The following is a 22,516-nucleotide window of genomic DNA, read 5'->3' as shown; positions in this document are numbered from 1 at the left end:
TTTGCATATGCGCCGCAAGCTTGCCGCTGGAAACTGGAAGATGAACGGCACGCTGGCCGGTCTCGACATGCTGGCCGATGTGGCCGCTGCAATGGACAGCACCCGTGCAGAGGCGGTGATCTGCCCGCCCGCCCCCTACCTTCTGCCAGCGGTCACCAAGGCCCAAGGCACCCCCGTCGGCATCGGCGCGCAGGATTGCCACGCAAAGCCGAAAGGTGCCTTCACTGGCGATATCTCTGCCTCGATGATCAAGGAGGTCGGCGCGACCTATGTGATCCTCGGCCATTCCGAGCGCCGCGATGCCTATGGCGAAACGGATGCTGATGTCTCGGCCAAGGCGCAGGCCGCTTGGGACGCGGGGCTGACCGCCATCATCTGCATCGGCGAAAGCGAGGCGGATCGCAGCGCGGGCACCACCCTGGATGTCATCGCCGAACAGCTTGCAGGCTCCCTGCCCGACGGCTGCACCGGCGAGAATACCGTCCTCGCGTATGAACCCATCTGGGCGATCGGCACCGGTAAAATCCCGACCCTTGACCAGATCGTCGAGGTGCATGACTTCATCCGCGCAACACTGGCCGAACGCTTTGGCACGGATGTCAGCGACGCGCTGCGGCTGCTGTACGGCGGCTCGGTCAAACCGGACAACGCGGCAGAGATCTTCAAGGTCGATAACGTGGACGGTGCCCTGATCGGCGGGGCGAGCCTTACACCCGCTGATTTCGTCCCGATCCTTCAGGCGCTCTCTGCCGCGTGATCTTCATTTTGCCAAATAAACTCATGGCATGACACACATAAAAAGGCGGCGCATCCGATGGGGTGCGCCGCCTTTTTCGTTTCTCTCGTAATGTCTCGCCCTAGCGGGTGATGATCTCCGGCCCCATCATCAGGGTCGGCAGCCAGGTCGAGATGACCGGGATATAGGTCACCATCAGCAGGAAGATGAACAGCACCACGGTGAAGGGCAGCGCAGCCTTGACCACATTCATCATCGGCATATTCGCCACGCCCGAGGTCACAAAGAGGTTCAGACCCACCGGCGGGGTGATCATCCCGATTTCCATGTTCACCACCATGATGATCCCCAGATGGATCGGGTCGATGCCCAGTTCAATCGCGATGGGGAAGACCAGCGGGGCGACGATGATCAACAGGCCCGACGGCTCCATGAACTGCCCGCCAATCAGCAAGATCACGTTGACGATGACCAAGAACATGATCGGCCCGAAACCGGCGCTTAGCATCGCGGCGGAGATCTGCTGCGGGATCTGCTCGTCGGTCAGCACGTGCTTGAGGATCAGCGCGTTGGCGATGATGAACATCAGGGTGACGGTCAGCTTGCCGGCCTCGAACAGCGTATCGCGGGTATCGCGGTGGAAAAAGACAGTGACCAGCGCCAAGGGCTTGCGCATCAGCGACAGGTTGCGCCCCTCGCCTTCGACGTGCAGCGGGCCCATATCGCGATAGACGAAGGCCGCAATGAAGAAGGCATAGACAGCAGCCACCGCGGCGGCTTCGGTCGGGGTAAAGATACCGCCATAGATACCGCCAAGGATGATCACGATCAGCATCAACCCCCAGCCCGCTTCACGCCCCGAGGCAAAGACCTCGCCCCAGCCGCGCCATTCGCCCTGTGGCAGCTTCTTGACCCGCGCCATGATGTAGATGGTCAGCATCAGCATGGTGCCCGCCATCAGACCGGGGATAACGCCCGCTAGGAACATCCGGCCCACAGAGACATCCGTGGCAGAGGCATAGACAACCATCACGATGGACGGCGGAATCAGGATGCCCAAGGTGCCCGCGTTGGCGATGACACCGGCGGCGAATTCCTTGGTGTAGCCGGTTTCCCGCATCCCCGCGATCACGATGGACCCGATGGCAACCACCGTGGCGGGCGATGATCCCGACAGGGCGGCGAACAGCATACAGGCAAAGACGCCCGCAATCGCCAGACCACCCGGAAAATGCCCGACCAGCGCGATAGAGAAACGGATGATCCGCTTGGCCACACCGCCCGTCGACATGAAGGACGACGCCAGCACGAAGAACGGGATCGCCAGCAGCGTATAGTGCCCCGCCATCGCCTGAAAGAAGGTCTGCGCGATGGACGCAAGCGAGCTGTCGGACAGCACCAGCAGAAAGACGATCGACGAGAAGCCAAGGCTGACGGCAATCGGAACGCCCAGCAACATCAGCCCGACGATCATGGTAAATAGGATAAGGACTTCCATGCGCTCAGGACTCCGCGTTCATGTGTTTGACGGCTTCGATATCATCTTCGGCCTCGTGACTGACGATCAGTGCTGTGGCCTGTCCGGTAAAGACACGCACACCGGCCTGGATGAAACGGAACAACAGCAGCGCCATGCCGAAGGGCAGCATGAAATACGGGATGAACCGTGGCAGTTTGCCGTAGGTTTCGCCCTCGTTCATGATCGGCTCGATAAAGCGCAGCCAATCCGGCATGGGGATATCGACGGTTTCATACCACGCCTGATCGCGGCTATCGGCAAAGCCTGTAGGGAACCAGCGGCCCGTGGTGGCGTCGAGACCCGCGAAGGGGGCCCAGTAATCCCACGCGCCTTTCATCAGCAAGGCCCCGTAGACCACGCAGATCACTGCCGCAACCAGCGCGAGCACCCGACGTTTGGGCAGCGAAAACAGGTTCACGACCGCGTCCACCCCCAGATGCGCCGTGACCTTGACCGCATAGCTCATGCCAAACAGCACCAGCCAGGCGAAAAGGAACGTCACCGCTTCAAGCCCCCAGATGATGCCGGTGTTGAAACCATAGCGCAGGACGACGTTGATAAAGGTTATAAGCGTCATCATTCCAAGGATGATGGCAATCGCCGTTTCCTCAAGCTCGTTGACAATGCGCCCGAGCGCAGAATGAGATTGAACACCATGTGACATGGGAATGCTCCGCTGTGAGAGGAGAGTGGATCAGGCCCGCACGCCGCGGGGCATGTCGGGGCCTGACGCAAGTGATATGCCCCGTCCGTCGCCAGACGGGGCAGAACAGGGTTTAGTGCTTGGCGTTGATCGCTTGGGCTTCGTCGATGTTTTCCTGACCAACGTCTGCGGTGAACTCTTCCCAGACGGGCTTCATCGCGGTGACCCAGGCTTCGCGCTGCGCGTCGTCCAGTTCACGGACCACACCACCGGCATCGATGATCGCCTGTTTGGCTTCGGCGTTCACTTTGGACGATTCCGCGTTGCGGGTGTCGGTCACTTCTTGAACGATGGTCGCCAGTTGGTCACGCACATCGGCGTCCAGGCTGTCCCACCAGTCGGTGGAGGTCACGAGCATGTAGTCCAGAACACCGTGGTTGGTTTCGGTTGTCCCGTCCTGCACCTCAAAGAACTTCTGGCCATAGATGTTGGACCAGGTGTTTTCCTGACCGTCGACAACGCCGGTTTGCAGCGCGCCGTAAACTTCCGAGAAGGCCATCGGCTGGGGCGATGCGCCCATTGCCGCCATCTGGGCCTTCAGCACGTCAGAGTTCTGGACGCGGAATTTCAGACCATTGGCATCCGACGGCACGTTAAGCGGCTTGTTCGCCGACATCTGCTTCATGCCATTGTGCCAGAACGCCAGACCCAGCAGGCCACGGCGCGTCATGGATTCTTTCATCGCAACACCGGTTTCGGAGTTCTGGAACTCGTCTACAGCGTTGATGTCCTTGAACATGAAGGGCAGATCGAAAATGCGGAATTGCTTGGTGAACTGCTCGAACTTCGACAGCGACGGCGCGGCCATCTGAACGTCGCCTTGCAGCAGCGCCTCAAGAACCTGGTCATCGTTGTACAGCGTGGAGTTCGGGAACACTTCCATGCAGGCTTTGCCGTTCATCTCGTCATTGACGCGCTGTTCCAGCAAGGACGCGGCGATGCCTTTGGGGTGACGGTCTGTGTTGGTCACGTGGCTCAGCTTGATGACGACTTCGCCATCGTCGCACGCCGCGGCAACAGCACCGGCGCTTACGGAAAGGGTCATAGCCACCAGAGTGGTTGTCAGGAATTTCATGTGATGTCTCCTCCCAGAGAACTGTTTTTCAAGTCTCGGCATCCGGTCGTTCCAAATGCGGTGGCGTTACTAGAGCGTTATTTCGCCGACCTCACAAGGAAGAGAGGTTGAAAGATGCGGATCGCTTTAAACATATTATTTCTCAGAGCGTTATACCACACAGTTAAGGTTATATACTAACGCGCTGCATGCTGCCTGTGCGGATAACCGCACAGCGTGCAGCGCAGTTGTGCGAAAATCCGCACAGGCTAGCTGCGAAAGTCCTCGGGCCGAATCCCGTAGCGGGCCAGCTTGTCATAGAAGGTCTTGCGCGGCAGTTTCAGCGCCTGCGCCGCCGCACTCGCCTGCCCCTCGGCACGGCGCAAGGCCGCGCGCAGCAGGGATTGTTCCACCTGCGCCATCTGGTCCGCCAGCCCGAGGTTCGCATCCGGCGTCACCTCGTCCGAGACCCCCATGACAAAGCGCATCGCCTCTGACATCAGCGCGCGCGCGTTGCCGGGCCAGTCCCGCGCCATCAGCCCCGCGATCATTTGCGGCGTCACCTCGGGCGGCTGCACGCCCGACTGCTCTGCCGCCTGATCGACGTAGCGGCGGAACATCGTGGCAATATCCTCGGGGCGTTCGGCCAGCGACGGGATGCGCACGGTCATGACCTCGAGCCGGTAATAGAGATCCGCGTGGAACTGCCCCTCGGCCACCAAAGACTGTAGCTCCCGCGCACTGCCCGCAATGAGACGCACATCGGGCACCTGCTCAAGCGCTTCGATCAAGCTCAGCTGGGTCTGCGCGGGAAGCTGCGCGACCTCGTCCAGGAACAGGCACCCGCCCGAGGCGGCGTGCAGCGCATCGCTCACATCATCGGGACTAAGCCCCGCGGCAGCACGTTTGACAAAGGGCCCTTTGGAGCGGCGCGAGGACAGGTGGATCACCTCTGCCACCTTCGAAATACCAGACCCCGACGGGCCAGTGACCAGCACCTCGGCATTGGCCTGCGCCACGCGCCGCACCTTGTCGCGCAGCCGTTCTGACAGATCCGACGACCCGAAAATCATCCGCGCCGCCGGATCGCCAGTTTCCACGATATGCAGCAGCCGACGGTTTTCCAGCACCAGCGCGCGGGTTTTCAGTGCGCGTTCGATCACAGTGACCAGCGCGGCGGGGGCGCAGGGTTTTTCAAGGAAATCAAAGGCCCCTGCCTCCATCGCGCGCACGGCCATGGGGATGTCGCCTTCGCCTGTCAGCAGGATCACCGGCAGATCGGGATCCTGTTCATGGGCATAGGCCAGCAGGTGAAACCCGTCGCGCCCGGGCATGCGCATGTCCGACAGGATGATGCCATCGAACCGTTCGGTAATCCTATCCTTGGCAGCCACGAACGACCCCGCGGCGACAACATCAATATCGGCAAGCTCCAGCGTCTGCGCCAGCGCCTCGCGGACAGAGGCATCGTCATCGACCAAAAGAACGGTTCTGCTCATGCCTGCCCCTCCTCGCCCGTATCGGCGCGTTCCAGCGTGACAGAGAACATCGCACCGCCCGCGTCAAGGTTGGTGCCACGGATCCCCCCGCCAAAGCTTTGCACAATCCCATAGCTGATCGACAGCCCCAGCCCCATGCCCCCCATCGCACCCTCGACACCGCCCCCCACGGATTTGGTCGTGTAGAACGGGTCGAACACCTTGTCCGGCATCTCGATCCCCGGTCCGGTGTCGCGGAACTGCACCCGCACGGGGTCGGCGGGATCGATGGTGATGCTCAGCCGTTTGGTGTCGCTACTGCTCATGGCATCGACGGCGTTGGTGATGAGGTTGACAAAGACCTGCCCCAAGCGCACCTCGCCGCCGCGCACCCAGACGGGGGCATTGGCGGGCTGGTAGTCGAGGGTCACGCCCGCGTCGCGCAGATAGCTTTGGGTCAGCTCCACCGCGCTGGCGACCACGCGGGTCACATCGACGCGGGTTTGCGGCACGCTTTCTTGCCGCGCAAAGGCCCTCAGATTCTGGATGATCCGCGCCATCCGGTCGGCCATCTGCGAGATGCGGGTCAGGTTTTCAGCCGTCCTGTCGGGGCGGTCACGCTCAAGGAACTGCACCGCGTTCTCCGCAAAGGACCGGATCGCCATCAGCGGCTGGTTCAGCTCGTGGCTGATGCCCGCCGACATCTGGCCAAGCGCCGACAGCTTGCCCGCCTGCACCAGATCCGCCTGTGCGCGGCGCAGGGCGGCCTGCGCCTCTTCCCGCTCGGTCGCTTCGCGGCGCAATTCGGTATTGCTGGCGTTCAGCGCGGCGGTGCGTTTGGCGACCTGCCGCTCAAGCGCCGCGTTCGCCTCTGACAGGGCGCGGCGGCGCTCGGTCGCGAGAAACAGCAGCGCGCCAAAGGCAAGGCAAAGCGCTGCCACCGCCGCCGCCTGTGCCCGTGCCAAACGTTGCGCGCCCTCGATATCCAGCAGCACCTCGCCCGTCATCCCCACCACCGGCAAGGCGCGGGTCAGATGCAAGGCGGCGTCGGGCAGATACGGCCCCCAGCCCATATGCCAGATCTCGTGGCCACGCACGTCAGACACCGCGAAATCCAACGCCGCACCATCTGGCGGCACCAGCCCCTGCGCCGCACGGGGACGCGCCCAGAACAGCAGCTCTGACCGGTTGGCGATCTGGACGACCCCGTCGGTGTCGGTGAAGAACGCCGCCGGATTGCTGCCGCGCCAGTCATAATCGATGCCGTTCAGATCAGTCGACACCACAACAGCACCGCGCACCTGCCCATCGGGCGCGAAGACAGGGGCGGCGTGGAAATAGGCGCGGTCGGTCAAGGGCGCGGCGGGGCCATGCCCCCAGCCAAGCGCACCGCGCAAGGCCCGCTGGACAAAGCGTTGATCCGCGCGTGGCACCCGCACTGCTTCCGCGCCAAGTGCCGCGACGATCACATCGCCGGATCGGTCAAGCACCTGCACATCCAGCGCCGTGGTCTTATCCGCTACCTCTTGCAAAAACGCCTGTGCCTCGACCGCCGGACGCCGGTCCAGCACCTGCGCCACCTGCGGGTGATCCGCCAGAAACACCGCAAGATCACGGTACCGCTGCAACTGTCCGACCAGACGGTCGCTGACCAGCGACAGATCCGCCCGCCCCCGCGCGCGCAGCTGGTCCAGCCCTTGCAGATAGGCATAGCGCCAGACCCCGCCGGAGAGGACCGACACGGTGATCAGAAACAGCACAAAGGTCGCGACGCGGCGGCGCATTCCGGAGGTCATGGCGTTATTTGGCACAGACCCGCTTGCAAAGACCAGAGCCGCAGCTATTGCTAGGCCCCATGAAAACACTGAACCTTTCCCCGCTTGATCCCGACTTCGTCCAAAACCCCTATGCTGCCTACACGCGCGCACGTGCGCAGGGCCCCGTGCTGTTCTGGCAGGACTACGGGATGATGGCCGCTTTTGATGCGGCGACGGTGCAGGCCTTGCTGCGTGACCGCCGTTTGGGCCGCGAGACCCCTGCCGACCAGCGCAAGCCCACGCCCGATCACATGCGCGACTTCTATGCGGTGGAAGACCAATCGATGCTCGAGCTTGAGCCGCCAACCCACACCCGTCTGCGCGGGTTGGTGTTGCGCGCCTTTACCTCGCGCCGGATTGCCGGCCTCGCCCCCGAGATCGAAGAGATCGCCCAAGCCCTGCTGGCCGACCTGCCCAAGGGCGAGGCCTTTGACCTGATCCCCGCTTTTTGCACCCAATTGCCCGTGCGCATCATCGCGCGGCTGCTTGGCGTCCCCGAGGATATGTGGCCCGACCTGCTGCAATGGTCCAATGATATGGTCGCCGTCTACCAGATCGGCCGGACCCGCGCGACCGAAGAGGCCGCCAATACCGCCGCCGCAGATTTCACCGGCTTCCTGCGCCGCTATGTCAATGAGCGTCGCCAAGACCCGCGTGACGACCTGATCACCCAGTTGATCGCCGCCGAAGAAGACGGCGAAAAACTGAGCACGGATGCGCTGATCGGCACGTGCATCCTGCTGCTGAACGCAGGGCACGAGGCGACGGTCCACGCGCTTGGCAACGGGATCGCCTGCTTGCTGGAAAATAACACGCCGGCCAGCGCCCTCGCGCCCGATGCGATCAACGCCACCGTTGAAGAGATCCTGCGCTACGACCCGCCCCTGCATGTCTTTGAACGTTTCGCCTACGAGGATATCGAACTGGGCGACGTCACGCTGGAAAAGGGCCGCAAAATTGCGCTGGTGCTGGGGGCCGCGGGTCGCGATCCCGCGCTTTACGACCAGCCCGATGTATTCGACCCGACCCGTCCGGCCAAGGCCCACGCGGCCTTTGGCGGTGGTTTGCATTTCTGCGTCGGCGCGCCGCTGGCTCGGCTGGAAATGCAGATCGCGTTACGTGCGCTTTTTGACCATGCGCCGAACCTGCAACTGGCCGAAGCACCGCGCTTTGCCAATACCTACCACTTTCACAAGCTGGAACGGTTGATGGTGACGATCTAAGTCGCGCCTCCCCGCGCCACGGCGTTACAGCGGCAGCATCGTGGTAGATTTGATCTCTTCCATCGACAGCAGCGCTGTGACGTTGTGCACGCGGACCTCTGAAATCAGCGCCTGATAAAAGGCATCATAGGCGCGGGCGTTCTTGACGCGGACCTTCAGGATATAGTCGATGTCCCCCGCCAACCGGTGCGCCTCTTGCACTTCGGGACGGTTTTTCAACGCCTTGAGGAACGCCGCCTGCCAGTCGGCCTCGTGGGACGACGTGCGGATCAACACGAAGAAACACGCCTCGAAGCCAAGCGCCTCTGCATCCAGCACAACCGTATGCTGCCCGATCACCCCTGCCTCGCGCAGTTTACAAATCCGGTTCCACACAGGGGTCTTGGAACTGCCGACCTCGCGCGCGATATCGTCCAATGACTGGCTGGCATCGCGTTGTAACTGCGCTAGAATTTTCCGGTCCACGTCATCGATCCGAACGTCCATTCTGCTTTTCCTTCACTCTGTGGTCTGTTGTTCTGTTTGCGAGGCTGAATGGAACGTACGTCCTTATATCCCCAGACACCTAGCGCCTTATTGGAATTATTTCCTATATAGAGCTCAAGCTAAGCGCAAGGACCGAACCACATGGATCATTTCCCAATCTACCTGTCCACCAAGGGCCAGCGCATCGTCTTGTCAGGCGGTGGCGAAGCGGCTTTGGCCAAGCTGCGCCTGTTGCTCAAGACCGAAGCCAAGATCAGCGTCTTCGCCCCGACCCCCGCGCCCGAGATCGCGGCATGGGCCGATGCGGGTCGTCTGACGCTGCACACCCGCGCCCTGCGCCACGGCGATGTGCTGTGTGCGAAACTCTTCTACGCTGCCGATGAAGACGAAACCGAAGACGCCCGCACCGCCGCGATTGCGCGTGCCGAAGGGGCCTTGGTCAATATCGTCGACAATCTGCACGACAGCGCCTTTATCACCCCCGCCATCGTGGACCGTGACCCCGTGACCATCGCCATCGGCACCGAAGGCGCGGCCCCCGTGCTGGCCCGTGCGATCAAGGCCGATCTGGAAGAGCGCCTGCCCACCACGCTGGGAACACTGGCGCGGATCGGCAAGGGGTTCCGCAAGATGGCCGACGCCCTGCCCTTTGGCCGTCCGCGCCGCGATTTCTGGCGTGACTATTACTTTGCCGCCGGCCCCCGCGCCGTAGCGGATGGCAAGGCCGCCGTCGAAAACGCGCTGAACACGCTGCTGGCCGACCACCAGACCCGCGCCGCACGCGCCGGTCACATTGCTTTTGTCGGTGGCGGCCCCGGTGACCCCGAACTGCTGACCCTCAAGGCGCGCCGCGCTTTGGACGAGGCCGATGTGGTGATCTACGACCGGCTGATCAGCCCCGAGATCCTCGAACTCGCCCGCCGCGAGGCGCTGATGATCGACGTGGGCAAGGAAGGCTTCGGCCCCTCTACCGCGCAGGAAACCATCAACGATCTGCTGGTCGAACACGCGCAGGCGGGGGCCCAGGTGGTCCGTCTGAAATCCGGCGACGCCACCATCTTTGGCCGCCTGGACGAAGAGATCGACGCCGTGGACACCCATGGCATCGGCTGGCACATCGTGCCGGGGATCACCTCCGCCTCTGCCGCCGTCGCAACCATCGGGCAAAGCCTGACGAAACGCGGGCGCAACGCCTCTGTCCGGTTCCTGACCGGCCATGACATGAAAGGGTTCGCCGATCATGATTGGGCCGCTTTGGCCCGCCCGGGCGAGGTCGCCGCGATCTATATGGGCAAGAAATCCGCGCGGTTCATTCAAGGCCGCCTGCTGATGCACGGGGCCGATCGTGCCACGCCTGTCACGCTGGTCGAGAACGCCTCGCGCGCGGATCAGCGGATTGTCGAGACCACGCTGGACCGTCTGCCCACCGACCTGAACGCGGCCAATCTGACCGGCCCCGCCCTGACCTTCTATGGGCTGGCACCCCGTGCCGCCGCCCGCGCCACCACCGAATTGTTTCAAGAGGAGATGGCATAATGGCCAAGCCCTTCACCCCCAAAGTCGTCACCGCCAATGCCTTGTTGGAAGGCGACGTGATCTACCAGACCGCCACCGGCTGGACCCGTAAACTGGAAGAGGCCGAAGTCCTGACCGACGAGGCCGTCGCCGATGTGCGTCTTATCGATGCGATCCAGCAAGCCGATCTGACCGTCGGGGCCTATCTGGCCGATGTCGACACCAGCACAGACACACCCAAGCCATCGCATTTCCGCGAAGCATTCCGCGCCAAGGGTCCAAGCAACTACACCCACGGCAAGCAGGAGGTTCAATAATGTACAGCTACACCGAATTTGACGATGCCTTCATCGCCGAACGCAACGCACAGTTCCGCGCACAGGTCGAACGCCGCATCGACGGTTCCCTGACCGAGGATGAATTCAAGCCCCTGCGCCTGATGAACGGGCTCTATCTGCAGCTGCACGCCTATATGCTGCGGGTCGCGATCCCCTATGGCACGCTCAGCAGCCGGCAGATGCACAAGCTGGCCGATATCGCTGCCAAATGGGATAAGGGCTACGGCCATTTTACCACGCGCCAGAACATCCAGTACAACTGGCCCCAGCTGCGTGATGTCCCCGATATGCTGGACGCGCTGGCCGAAGTGAACATGCACGCCATTCAGACCAGCGGCAACACCATCCGCAACGTGACAGCCGACCATTTCGCCGGTGCCGCCGCGGATGAAATCGCCGATCCGCGCCCTGTGGCCGAACTGATCCGCCAGTGGTCCACCGACCACCCCGAATTCCAGTTCCTGCCACGCAAGTTCAAGGTCGCTGTCTCTGGCGCGCCCCATGACCGTGCGGTGATCAAGGCCCATGATATCGGCCTGCAGATCGTCGAGAAAGACGGCGAGATCGGCTATCAAGTCATCGTCGGTGGCGGCCTTGGCCGGACCCCGATGATCGGCAAGGTGCTTTATGACTTCGTCAGCTCTGAAGACCTGCTGCCCACGCTCGAGGCCATTGTCTCGGTCTATAACCTGTTGGGCCGCCGCGACAATAAATACAAAGCGCGGATCAAGATCACCGTGCATGAGAACGGCATCGACGACATCCGCGCACGGGTGGACGCCCGCTATGCGCTGATCCGTCCGCAGTTCACCGGCGTCGACCAGCAGATGCTGTCGCGGATCGAGGCGGATTTCGCCAGCCCGACGTTCAAGACCGCCCCGACGGACGCCTATACTGCTGCCTATGACAGCGATCCCGTGTTCAAAAGTTGGGCCGACACCAACCTGACCGACCACCGCGATCCGTCCTACGCGATCGTATCGATCAGCCTCAAGGCCCATGGCAAGACCCCGGGCGACGCCACCGCCGAACAAATGCACCGTATGGCCGAGCTGGCGGCCGAATACGGCCATGACGAACTGCGCATCAGCCACGAGCAGAACGTGATCCTGCCCCATGTGCACCGCGGCGACCTGCCTGCGCTGCACGCGGCGTTGAAAGAGGTCGGCCTTGCCACGGCCAATATCGGCCTGATCAGCGATATCATCGCCTGCCCCGGCATGGACTACTGCGCGCTGGCCACAGCCCGCTCGATCCCGATTGCCCAAGAAATCGCGACCCGCTTTGACGAGCTGAAACTGGAGCATGACGTCGGTCCGCTCAAGATCAAGATCTCGGGCTGCATCAATGCCTGCGGCCACCACCACGTGGGCCACATCGGGATTCTCGGGCTCGACCGCGCCGGTGTCGAAAACTACCAGATCACTCTGGGCGGTGACGGCACCGAAAACGCCGCCATCGGTGAGCGCGCCGGTCCGGGCTTTTCCGCCGACGACATTATTCCGGCGATTGAACGGTTGGTAAAAGGCTACCTCGACCTGCGCAGCGATGCGGGCGAGACCTTCTTGCAAACCTATCGTCGCCTCGGTCTTGCCCCGTTCAAGGCCGTCCTCTACCCGGAAGCACAAGCCAATGCCGCGTGATCAACTGATACTTCCAAATGGGGAGAAAATCCTCCCCGAAGGGCCGGACCGCGTCGCAGCGCTGACCCGTCAGGTGGAAAAGCTGAACGATGGCCTACGCCATCACAGCGCCACCGACGTGCTGCGTGCCGCGATCGACAATGTGCCCAATCTGGCGCTTGTCTCAAGCTTCGGGGCGGAATCCGTCGCCCTGTTGCACCTTGCCTCTATGGTGAAACGCGATCTGCCGGTGTTGTTTATCGACACAGAGATGCTCTTTGCCGAGACGCTGGTCTATCAGCAAGAGCTGAGCGAACGGTTGGGGCTGCGCAATGTGCAGACGATCCGGGCGCAGGACGTGGCAGAGAAAGACCCCGACGGGACGCTGCATCTGCGCGACCCGGACGCCTGCTGTGCCTTCCGCAAAACCGTGCCCCTGCAGCACGCACTAGAGGGGTTCGACGGTTGGATCACGGGGCGCAAGCGGTTCCAGTCGGGGACCCGCGCCAGCCTGCCGTTCTTCGAGGTCGAAACCCCCGCCGATGCGCCTGCGCGGATCAAGGTGAACCCGCTGGCCCATTGGCAGGCCTCAGACGTGTCGGATTATATCGACGAGAACCGCCTGCCCCGGCACCCGCTGGTGGCCCAAGGCTACCCCAGCATCGGGTGCGCCCCCTGCACCACCAAGGTGAAACCGGGCGAAGACCCCCGCGCCGGACGCTGGAGAAACATTGAAAAAGAAGAATGCGGCATCCATTTTGTCGATGGCAAGATGGTCCGCACAGGAGCAAAGACATGACACAGTTGATCAATGATCAGGGGTTTGTGGCGGATGATTTCGCCACGCCCTACGCCCCCTTCGATGCTGCTGAAGGCGCAGAAGCCGGTGCGACCGCCCTTGACGTCCCCTCTGACGTGCAGCCGGAAACGATCCCTGTTGATGGTGCGATCTCGATGATCCGCGTGGCCTTCCCCAGCTCAGCCGACGGGCGTGGCTTTACCATCGCGCGCCAACTGCGGTCGCGCGGCTACACCGGACGGCTGCGCGCACATGGGCATGTGATTGCAGACCAATACGCCATGGCGCGCCGGTCGGGCTTTGACGAGGTCGAGATCCCCGATGATCTGGCCGCGCGTCAACCGCAGGACCAATGGCTGGCCCGTGCAAACTGGCAAGAGCATAATTATCAGGCGCGTCTGCGCGGCTGATCGGGGTTTTCGCCCCAAGATGCTTTCCCTGCCCCCTCCCTTCCCCTAGAGAAAGGCTGCGTGCCGCGATCCGCGCGTAGATGAAATTATGACCGAGCAGAATGTAGTGACCCAAACCGACGCCAAACCCGTACCCACGTTGCCTGACGCGCAGACCGTGACTTCTGTCAAACACTGGACGGACCGGCTGTTTTCCTTCCGCGTGACCCGCCCTGCGTCCTTGCGCTTTCGCTCGGGCGAGTTTGTGATGATCGGCCTGATGGGCGACCCGCACCCCGAGACCGGCAAGCAAAAGCCGCTGCTGCGTGCCTATTCCATCGCCTCCCCCTCCTGGGACGAAGAGCTGGAGTTCTATTCGATCAAGGTGCAGGACGGCCCGCTGACCTCGAAGCTGCAACACATCCAGCCCGGCGACCAGATCATCCTGCGGCCCAAGCCCGTCGGCACGCTGGTGCATGACGCGCTGCTGCCCGGCAAACGTCTGTGGCTTTTCGCCACCGGCACAGGCTTTGCGCCCTTTGCCTCGCTGCTGCGCGAACCGGAGACCTACGAGAAATTCGACCAGATCATCATGACCCACACCACCCGCGATGTGGCCGAGCTTGACTATGGCCGCACGCTGGTCGAGAGCCTTGCCGATGATCCGCTGATCGGCGAGATGATCGGCGACAAGCTGGTCTATTACCCCACCACCACCCGTGAACAAAGCCCCAAGATGGGCCGCATCACCAATCTGCTGCAGGACGGCACGGTGTTCAAAGACCTCGGCATCGACGGGATCAGCGCCGACACCGATCGCGGCATGGTCTGCGGGAGCCTTGAATTCAACAAGGATATCAAGGACGTGCTTGAAGGTTTCGGGCTCGAGGAAGGGGCGAACTCCGACCCCAAACACTACGTCGTTGAAAAGGCCTTTGTCGGCTGATCCGACGCAGCGGTGCCCTTGCATGGGGCACCACAGATAAAACAAAAGCCGCGCTCTCTTTTGAGGCGCGGCTTTTTCATGTCTGGCGGATCGGCTTTGCGTGGGCCGCGCTTAAAGCGCCAGGGCCTCGCGGATCCGTGCGAGGATCGCGCGCAGGGCATCGGGGTTTTCACCGGCGGTGACCAGCCCTTGCTTCAGCAGCGCTTTTTGCGTGGCGGGCAGATCAGAAGGTGTCGATCATGGTTTGCACCTTCTCCAGATCAAAGCCATCGACGGTGGTTAACTGCTCTGGCGTGTCAGCATCGGCGGTGACGTCGGCCTGAACTTCTGTATCGGCTGCAGCCCCCGCATCTGCGCTGGCCTGTGCATCTGTCGCGGCGACGGCGGCGGCTTCTTCCTCTTGAACCGCTGCGGCGTCTGCTTCGGCTTGCGGGTCAGCGGCGGGTGCCGTGCCCGCTTGTGTGGTGCTGGCGGCATCGCTTGCCTCTGAATCGCTGGCAGCCATGGCATCGGCCTCTGCGCTGGTAGAAACCTCCGCGTTGCCTTCTGCGGTATCATTCGCCGCTTGCGTTGCATCCTCGGCGATCTGCTTGCCCGCGTTCATGGCATCCTCGCCCGCCTCTGCCGCGGCGTCGGCCACATCCTCGGCCGCTTCCGACAGCGCGTCGGCTGCGGTATTCGCGGCCTCAGTGGTGGCTTCTACCGCCTCGGTCACTGCGCCCTCTGTCGCCTCAACAGCGTCGCCCACAGCTTCGGTCGCACTTTCCAGCGCGGCGGGAGCATTGACGGCATCCGACGCATCGGTCGCAATCTCCTGGACCGAACGGCCCGAATACAACATGTACGCGCCAAGCGCGATCACCCCTGCGATGACAATCCAGATGAGGTTTTTCATGATGCTGTGGTTCCTTTGAACTTTGTTAATCCCCTGCTGCACATACTATATGCCGACACATAGCGTCAAATGCGCGATACGCTGCTTCGCCTTGGGTAAATCCCCCAAAAATACGCGGTTTTACCCTGTATATGCGCCATTTTGCGACTTGAAGAAGACCATGAGCAGGTTTACCTTCCGTGCTCGACATCAGTACAACAATCAAAGGACGACCATCATCGCTCGCAGACCGCATAACGCGCCGCCGCAAAGAGACACCGGCCCGCGCATCAACGAAAACATCCGCGCCAACGAAATCCGCCTGATCGGTGCGGATGGGGAAAACGTCGGCGTCGTGACACCGGATCGCGCCATGGAAATGGCTGTTGATGCCGGACTTGATCTGGTCGAGATTTCGCCCAATGCCAACCCGCCCGTGTGCAAGATCATGGACTTTGGCAAATTCAAGTATGAGACGCAAAAGCGTGAAGCCGAAGCGCGCAAGAAGCAAAAGATCATCGAGATCAAAGAGGTCAAGTTCCGCCCGAACACCGATACCAATGACTATGACGTCAAGATGCGTAACGTGTTCAAGTTCCTCGACAATGGGGACAAGGTAAAGATCACGCTGCGGTTCCGCGGCCGTGAGATGGCCCACCAGAACCTTGGCCGCGAGCTGCTTGAACGTGTTGCCGAAGACACCAAAGAAGTTGGCCGCGTTGAAAACTTCCCGAAGATGGAAGGCCGCCAGATGGTCATGCTCATCGGGCCGCTGCCAAGCAAATAATTCCGGGTCTTTCAGTCCCGAGACGCAAAAAGCCCCCGCAGTTTCCTGCGGGGGCTTTTCTATGTCTTGAACGTCGCGGTTACTGACGCAGCAGACCTGTGATGTTGCGCACAACCGCACGACGGTTGGCGGGTTCGGCGGTCTCGGTCGGTACTTTCAACGCGCTTTCACCGTAGCCTTGGGTGATCAGGTTGGCTGGCGGCACGTCAAAATACTCGGTCAGGGCCAATGCAACGGTCTCGGCACGACGGTCAGACAGCGCAAGGTTGTAGCCCGCATTGCCAACCGCATCGGTGTGCCCTTCCACAAGGATCACAGTGCGCGGATCATCCTTGATGGCATTGCTGATCGCGGTCCCGATCTTGGACAGCGCACGGGCCTGTTCAGGCTGGATTGCAGCCGACCCTGTGGCAAAACGCACAGCGTCCAGCTCGATCTCTGGTGCCAGGGCACGGACCTGACGGACATCACGCACCTGACGCAGCGAATACCGCTGGGCCTGATCGCCACGCAACTGCGTTTGCAACGCAGCACGCAGCGCTTCCTCGTTCTGCTGGCTTGCCAGCGTATTGGCCTGCGGACGGACCTGGGGCAGCTCGTTCACCACGATACGCTCTTCGGCTTGGGTGTCATCGAACAGCACATATTCATTGCCCTGTGGATCAACGTTGATCCGGCGCAATACGGTGCCGTCCCGACCCAGAATGGTCACGATCTTGCTGCCGTTAGGCTTAATCACAGTGGTGCGCGAAGAACCGTCGTTGAACGTCTCGCGGCGGACTTCGTCACCGGCCTGACGCACAAGCGCATCATCGTCTTTCAAAACGCGCAGATCCCCATTCGGATCTTCAACAACCAGACGGTCACCCGAGTTGCTCACGACCTTCGAGCCATTGTTCAGGATCGACCCGACAGCCACTGCGCCGATGCCGACAAGCAGGGCTTTCTCGAACTTGCTCAGCCCGTCGTCGTCATCCTTTTTGGCTTGCGTATTGGCTTCGGCAGAGGTGTCACCGGTGACGGCCGTCGAAAATTCTTCGTTCGAGGCGCGCGTGTCTTCTTCGGTGATCTCTTCTACCACAACATCGGCCTTGGCTTCACCGCTGTCAGCAGCGGCGGCGGCTTCGGCAGCAGCGGCTGCATCAGCGGCGCGCTGTTCCTGACGGGCTTCTTCCGCAGCCTGTTCGGCGGCAAGATCAGCGGCGATCTGCTCTTCCGTTTGCTGCTGGGTTTCGGCCTCCGCCTGCGTTTCAGTGTCGGAAGAGCTGTCTGCCGGCACGTCGGTCTCGGCTTGGGTTTCTTCGGTCGACTCAGTCTCTGCCGGCTCGGTCTGAGCTTGCGCCTCTGCCTCTACGCCAGCATCGCTTTCAGCGGCAGGAGCATCTGCCTGTGTCTCGGCAAACTGCGCTTCAGGGCTTTCCGAGGTTTCGGCAGCCGCAGCGGCGTCTTGCTCTGCCTCGGCTTCGGCTGCAGCCTTGGCTTCAGCGTCTGCGGCGATCTGTGCAGCGACCGCATCCTCACGCTCTGCTTCGGCCTGCGCTTCGGCGGCAGCAGCTTCCTCGGCCTCGGCGGCTTGTGCGTCTGCAGCGGCCTGAGCTTCGGCGGCCTCTTGTTCAGCGGCCTGCGCGGCGGCGGCGGCTTCTGCATCGGCTGCAGCTTGCGCCTCAGCAGCTTCTGCTTCAGCGGCAGCGGCGGCGGCCTCTGCGTCGGCAGCGGCTTGCTCTTCCGCGGCGGCTTGGGCTTCTGCGGTGGCAGCGGCTTCGGCTTCGGCAGCGGCGGCAGCCTGCTCTTCAGCGGCGTCTACGGTTTCAGCGGCGGCTTCTGCATCTGGCTCGGCTTGCGCGTCGGCCTGGGCTTCCGCCTCAAGACCAAGAGCCTGCGCCAAATCGCCATCGGCACGCAAAGTCATCATCTGATCCGCATCCGCCACGACACTGCCGTCAGGCAGCACGCATGGGAACACGGTTTGCTCCCCTTCGGCCACGCAGCTTTCTGTCGTCTGGGCAAAACCACCTGTGGGCAAAGCCAGCGCCAAACACATGGTCAAAGAGGTCGTCGATTTCAAAAGTTTATACATTCCTAATCCTCACGGGGTTATGGACGCCGTTCGGGCAGCGTTACGGCACAACACCGGTGCTGCAAAATCGTTCCCAACCCTGCGCAAGTGATAATCATCCAGACAGCAAAAAACCGCCCCAAGGTTTCCCAAGGGACGGTTTTCATTGAAGTATCGAGTGGTTTAGGTCAGCGCGGCAACAGCCCGTTTTGTCATCACAGCAACCAGATGCGCACGGTAGTCACCACTGCCGTGTAGATCGCTGATCATGCCGTCACCGGGCAAGCTCACCCCCGACAGGGCATCCACGGCAAAACTCCCGCTCAGCGCGGCTTCTGCATCGCTCCACCGGAAGACGCCATCCTCCGACGCACCCGTCACCGCGACCCGCACACCGTCCGCGAATTTTGCCACAAACACGGCCACCAGCGGGAAGCGCGAGGCAGGTTGGATGAATTTCTCGTAATGCGCCTTCTCGGGGATCGGGAAACGCACTTCGGTGATGATCTCGCCCTCGTCCAGCGCGGTGGCGAACATCCCCTCAAAGAAATCATCCGCCGCGATCTCGCGCGCGTTGGTCACAATCGTCGCACCGCTGGCAAGCACCCCTGCCGGATAACAGGCCGAGGGGTCGTTATTCGCGACCGATCCGCCGATGGTGCCACGGTTGCGCACGGCCGGATCTCCGATCCGCGCGGCCAGACTGGCCAGCCCGGGGTAATGCGCCTCTGCCTCTTTGGCGACGGTCGCATGTACGGTACCCCCACCGATACACAGGCGACCGTCATCGCCCATACGCACATCGCGCATGTCCTCGATCCCGCTCAGCGACACCAGAACCGACGGCATCGCCAAGCGCGCCTTCAGTGTGGGGATCAGCGTTTGCCCGCCGCTCAGCGGTTGCGCCTCGTCCTGCCCCAATGCCGAGACCGCCTCGGCCACTGTCGCGGGTTTCACTACATCAAAATCATACATCTTGCGTCCTTCCAGTCAGAGAGCGGGCCGCGGCCCCAAACGCCTCTCTTCATTTTGCCAATAAACTCCGGGGGCGCGGGGGCTGGCCCCCGCTTTCCCTTATTTTCTGCGTCTGAGGCACATAGGGGGCTGAACCCCGCACCTGCCCCAACCGTCTTAACCGTTCATCGCCGCCCAAACCCGCGCCGGTGTGACAGGCATGTCGATATGCCCGACATCCTTACCGCCCGATCGCATGGCGTCCAACACTGCATTCACCACCGCAGGCGGCGACCCGATGGCCCCTGCCTCACCGCAGCCTTTCACGCCCAGGGGGTTGTGCGTACAGGGCGTCTGGCACGAATGGTCAACGGTATAGAACGGCAGATCGCTGGCCCGTGGCATCGCGTAATCCATGTAGGACGCGGTGAGCAACTGACCGTCGCTGTCATAGGCGCAATTCTCCATCAGCGCTTGCCCGATGCCTTGCGCGATCCCGCCGTGGACCTGACCGCTGACGATCATCGGGTTGACGATATTGCCAAAGTCATCCGCCGCCGCGAAACGGTCAATGGTGACATGGCCGGTTTCGGGGTCCAACTCGACCTCGCAGGCATAGGCACCGGACGGATAGGTAAAGTTCGACGGATCGTAGAAAGCCGTCTCTTCCAGACCGGGCTCGATATCCTCCAGCGGGTAGTTATGCGGCACATAGGCGGCCAGCGTCACATCCCCCCAAGCAACGGATTTATCCGTCCCCGCCACGGTAAAGGCCCCGTCCTTCAGCTCGATATCCCCTTCCGAGGCTTCCAGCAGGTGCGACGCGATCTTGGTGGCCTTGGCGATAATCTTTTCTGTGGCGCGGACCATGGCCGACCCGCCAACCGCAAGGGAGCGCGAGCCGTAGGTGCCCATCCCCATCGGGGTGTTGGCCGTGTCGCCATGCACGATCTCGACCATCTCTTCGGGGATACCGATCATCTCGGCGATCACCTGCGGGAAGGCGGTTTCATGCCCCTGCCCGTGGCTGTGGCTGCCGGTCATCACGACCAGACCGCCCGTGGCATTGACCCGCACGGTGGCGGATTCATACAGACCCGCCCGCGCGCCAAGCTGTCCCACAAGGTTCGAGGGCGCGATGCCGCACGCCTCGATATAGCAGTTCACGCCGAACCCACGCAGCTTGCCCTTGGCCTCGCTTTCCTTGCGGCGCGCGTCGAAACCGGCGAAATCGGCGATCTCTTCAAGCTTGTCCATCGTGGCCACATAATCGCCCGTGTCATATTCCACCGCGACCGGCGTGGCATAGGGGAATTCGGTGATGAAATTCTGTCGCCGCAAGGCAATCGGGTCGACCCCAAGCTCATGGGCGCATTTATCCACCAGCCGTTCCAGCTGATAGGTTGCCTCCGGCCGGCCCGCGCCGCGATAGGCATCGACGGGCACGGTATTGGTAAACACGGCCTTTACGTTCACATAGATCAGCGGCGTCTTGTAGTTGCCCGCCATCAAGGTGCCGTGCAGCCATGTGGGCACCGACGGTGCGAAGGTCGACAGATAAGCCCCCATATTCGCGTAAGTGTCCGTGCGCAGCGCGGTAAAGTTATTGTCTGCGTCCAGCGCCATCTGGATCTTGGTCACATGGTCACGCCCGTGGGCGTCGGACATGAAGGCCTCGGACCGGCTGGAGGTCCATTTCACCGGACGGTTACAGGCTTTGGCGGCAAAGGTGCAGAACGCCTCTTCCTGATAGTGGAAAATCTTGGTGCCAAAGCCGCCGCCCACATCGGGGGCCACGACGCGCAGCTTGTGTTCGGGGATGCCCAGAACAAAGGCCCCCATCAGCAGGCGGATCACATGGGGGTTCTGGCTGGTGGTGTAAAGCGTATGATCGCCTGTCCCGCGTGCATAGTCGCCGACGGCGACGCGCGGCTCCATCGGGTTGGCGACCAAACGGTTGTTGACCAGTTCCAGCGTAGTGACATGGGCCGCGTCGTCAAAGGCCTTGTCCACGGCTGCCTTATTCTCTTCGACAAAGCCCCAATCGTAGCAGAGGTTCGAGGTCAGATCGTCATGAACCTTGGGCGCGCCTTCCTGCACGGCCTGCTTCATATCGACGACGGCGGGTAGATCGGTGATGTCGACGACGATCGCCTCTGCCGCGTCACGGGCCTGCGACAGGGTTTCCGCCACGACAGCCGCAATCGGTTCGCCTACGTGGCGGACCTTGCCTTCGGCCAGCACGGGGTGGCGCGGCTCTTGCATGGGCTCGCCATGCTTGTCCGTGACCTGCCAGCCGCAGGGGATCGACCCGACCTCGGCGAAATCGGCACCGGTAAAGATCTTCACGACCCCCGGCATCCCCTCTGCCGCGGAGGTATCGACCGAATTCAGCACGCCATGGGCGATATCCGAGCGCAGAAAGAACACATGCGCCTGTCCGTGCAGGTTGATATCGTCGGTATAATTCCCCTCACCGGTCAAAAACCGGATATCCTCGCGCCGCTTGCTGCTGGCACCAATTCCGCCGTCCTTTGGCATGGTCAATTCCTCCCTATGGGGCACGGATCGGGTCCGTACCGTCGTATGTGGCTTTTGCGTTTGGCTTTATTCTTGTGTCGTCAATCTATGGGTTGCTGCGGTTCCCCGTTTGCATGGGAAAGCGCGGTTTTCAGGATGGGTGCGCCGTGTCCTCCCGACCCCGCATCAACAGGGCCGCACGTCGCACGGTGGTTATTCGGCAGCCAGCGCGCTGACGTCCTGACCGGATGCGGCCATGATCGCCTTGACGATGTTATGGTAACCGGTGCAGCGGCAGATATTGCCGTCCAGATAGTGCCGCACCTCTGCCTCGGTCGGCTTGGGGTTGTCTTTCAGCAGCGCCGAGGCCGACATGATCATGCCCGGTGTACAAAAGCCGCATTGCAGCCCGTGGTGGTCCTGAAACGCCTGTTGGATCACTGTCAGCGATCCATCCGGGTTGGCCATGGATTCGATCGTCTTGACCTCGGCCCCGTCCGCTTCGACCGCGAGCATGGTGCAGGCCTTGACCGCCTCGCCGTTGACATGAACCACGCAGGCCCCGCACTGGCTGGTGTCACAGCCGATATGCGTGCCGGTCAGGCTCAGGTTTTCGCGCAGGAATGACGCCAGCAACGTGCGCCCTTCGACGGCACCGGATGCAGGTTTGCCGTTCACGGTCATTTTGACCTCGGTCATG

The 22,516-nt window shown here is 62.0% G+C and carries 20 protein-coding genes; 9 read left to right on the top strand and 11 right to left on the bottom strand.

Annotation, left to right across the window (positions count from 1 at the left end):
* Positions 1-7 precede the first annotated feature (7 nt).
* On the top strand, positions 8-757 hold the full coding sequence (gene tpiA, locus SJY36_RS07165; RefSeq protein WP_386173891.1) for a triose-phosphate isomerase: 750 nt from the start codon (positions 8-10) through the stop codon (positions 755-757).
* Between the two features lie 100 nt (positions 758-857).
* Here the strand turns inward: tpiA and SJY36_RS07160 are convergent, their stop codons facing one another.
* The 5 genes from SJY36_RS07160 to SJY36_RS07140 all read right to left on the bottom strand — a co-directional run bounded on the left by SJY36_RS07160 (position 858) and on the right by SJY36_RS07140 (position 7,274).
* Positions 858-2,234: a TRAP transporter large permease gene (locus SJY36_RS07160; RefSeq protein WP_009826801.1), complete on the bottom strand. Its 1,377-nt coding sequence runs from the start codon at positions 2,232-2,234 to the stop codon at positions 858-860.
* Between the two features lie 4 nt (positions 2,235-2,238).
* Entirely contained in the window at positions 2,239-2,919 is a 681-nt protein-coding gene (locus SJY36_RS07155; protein ID WP_386173889.1) for a TRAP transporter small permease, read from the bottom strand.
* A gap of 112 nt (positions 2,920-3,031) precedes the next feature.
* Entirely contained in the window at positions 3,032-4,033 is a 1,002-nt protein-coding gene (locus tag SJY36_RS07150) for a DctP family TRAP transporter solute-binding subunit (protein ID WP_005853033.1), read from the bottom strand.
* A gap of 248 nt (positions 4,034-4,281) precedes the next feature.
* Positions 4,282-5,511, bottom strand: a complete 1,230-nt coding sequence (locus tag SJY36_RS07145) for a sigma-54 dependent transcriptional regulator (RefSeq protein ID WP_132996728.1) — start codon at positions 5,509-5,511, stop codon at positions 4,282-4,284.
* Positions 5,508-7,274, bottom strand: a complete 1,767-nt coding sequence (locus SJY36_RS07140) for an ATP-binding protein (protein WP_386176471.1) — start codon at positions 7,272-7,274, stop codon at positions 5,508-5,510. The genes SJY36_RS07145 and SJY36_RS07140 overlap by 4 nt, the downstream gene beginning before the upstream one ends.
* Before the next feature lie 71 nt (positions 7,275-7,345).
* Here SJY36_RS07140 and SJY36_RS07135 point away from each other — a divergent pair, with 71 nt between their 5' ends.
* On the top strand, positions 7,346-8,530 hold the full coding sequence (locus SJY36_RS07135) for a cytochrome P450 (protein WP_386173886.1): 1,185 nt from the start codon (positions 7,346-7,348) through the stop codon (positions 8,528-8,530).
* Positions 8,531-8,554: 24 nt separating this feature from the next.
* Here SJY36_RS07135 and SJY36_RS07130 read toward each other — a convergent pair whose 3' ends face one another.
* Positions 8,555-9,016 (bottom strand): Lrp/AsnC family transcriptional regulator, encoded by a 462-nt coding sequence (locus SJY36_RS07130; RefSeq protein WP_386173884.1) that lies wholly within the window; start codon positions 9,014-9,016, stop codon positions 8,555-8,557.
* Between the two features lie 141 nt (positions 9,017-9,157).
* On the opposite strand from SJY36_RS07130, the gene cysG reads away from it, so the two are divergent.
* The 6 genes from cysG to SJY36_RS07100 all read left to right on the top strand — a co-directional run bounded on the left by cysG (position 9,158) and on the right by SJY36_RS07100 (position 14,625).
* Complete coding sequence (gene cysG / locus SJY36_RS07125; protein ID WP_386173882.1) at positions 9,158-10,552, top strand: siroheme synthase CysG; 1,395 nt, start codon at positions 9,158-9,160, stop codon at positions 10,550-10,552.
* On the top strand, positions 10,552-10,848 hold the full coding sequence (locus SJY36_RS07120; protein ID WP_005853022.1) for a DUF2849 domain-containing protein: 297 nt from the start codon (positions 10,552-10,554) through the stop codon (positions 10,846-10,848). The genes cysG and SJY36_RS07120 overlap by 1 nt, the downstream gene beginning before the upstream one ends.
* Entirely contained in the window at positions 10,848-12,512 is a 1,665-nt protein-coding gene (locus tag SJY36_RS07115) for a nitrite/sulfite reductase (RefSeq protein WP_037944050.1), read from the top strand. Before SJY36_RS07120 ends, SJY36_RS07115 begins: the two co-directional genes overlap by 1 nt.
* Positions 12,502-13,290, top strand: a complete 789-nt coding sequence (locus tag SJY36_RS07110) for a phosphoadenylyl-sulfate reductase (RefSeq protein WP_386173879.1) — start codon at positions 12,502-12,504, stop codon at positions 13,288-13,290. Before SJY36_RS07115 ends, SJY36_RS07110 begins: the two co-directional genes overlap by 11 nt.
* Positions 13,287-13,700: a DUF934 domain-containing protein gene (locus SJY36_RS07105; RefSeq protein WP_386173877.1), complete on the top strand. Its 414-nt coding sequence runs from the start codon at positions 13,287-13,289 to the stop codon at positions 13,698-13,700. Before SJY36_RS07110 ends, SJY36_RS07105 begins: the two co-directional genes overlap by 4 nt.
* A gap of 88 nt (positions 13,701-13,788) precedes the next feature.
* A complete protein-coding gene (locus tag SJY36_RS07100; protein WP_005853016.1) occupies positions 13,789-14,625 on the top strand; it encodes a ferredoxin--NADP reductase in 837 nt (278 codons plus the stop codon).
* A 223-nt stretch (positions 14,626-14,848) separates the two neighbouring features.
* Here the strand turns inward: SJY36_RS07100 and SJY36_RS07095 are convergent, their stop codons facing one another.
* Complete coding sequence (locus tag SJY36_RS07095) at positions 14,849-15,520, bottom strand: hypothetical protein (RefSeq protein WP_386173875.1); 672 nt, start codon at positions 15,518-15,520, stop codon at positions 14,849-14,851.
* Positions 15,521-15,737: 217 nt separating this feature from the next.
* On the opposite strand from SJY36_RS07095, the gene infC reads away from it, so the two are divergent.
* Entirely contained in the window at positions 15,738-16,286 is a 549-nt protein-coding gene (infC, locus tag SJY36_RS07090) for a translation initiation factor IF-3 (RefSeq protein WP_037944998.1), read from the top strand.
* A gap of 79 nt (positions 16,287-16,365) precedes the next feature.
* Here infC and SJY36_RS07085 read toward each other — a convergent pair whose 3' ends face one another.
* From SJY36_RS07085 to SJY36_RS07070, 4 genes are all read right to left on the bottom strand, one after another.
* Positions 16,366-18,363 carry an OmpA family protein gene (locus tag SJY36_RS07085; RefSeq protein ID WP_386173873.1) on the bottom strand — a complete coding sequence of 666 codons (1,998 nt, stop codon included), beginning with the start codon at positions 18,361-18,363 and terminating at the stop codon, positions 16,366-16,368.
* Between the two features lie 162 nt (positions 18,364-18,525).
* Entirely contained in the window at positions 18,526-19,317 is a 792-nt protein-coding gene (locus SJY36_RS07080) for an FAD binding domain-containing protein (protein ID WP_386173871.1), read from the bottom strand.
* 156 nt (positions 19,318-19,473) lie between these two features.
* The gene (locus tag SJY36_RS07075) at positions 19,474-21,837 is read right to left on the bottom strand and encodes a xanthine dehydrogenase family protein molybdopterin-binding subunit (protein ID WP_386173869.1); all 2,364 of its coding nucleotides are present in this window, start codon (positions 21,835-21,837) and stop codon (positions 19,474-19,476) included.
* Positions 21,838-22,029: 192 nt separating this feature from the next.
* On the bottom strand, positions 22,030-22,515 hold the full coding sequence (locus SJY36_RS07070) for a (2Fe-2S)-binding protein (protein WP_005853005.1): 486 nt from the start codon (positions 22,513-22,515) through the stop codon (positions 22,030-22,032).
* Position 22,516: the final 1 nt, after the last annotated feature.

It is taken from the genome of Sulfitobacter sp. R86518 (assembly GCF_042466275.1).
Taxonomy (GTDB): Bacteria; Pseudomonadota; Alphaproteobacteria; order Rhodobacterales; family Rhodobacteraceae; genus Sulfitobacter; species Sulfitobacter pontiacus.
Note: the sequence above shows the minus strand (reverse complement) of the source record. Positions and strands in the feature narration are given on the sequence as shown.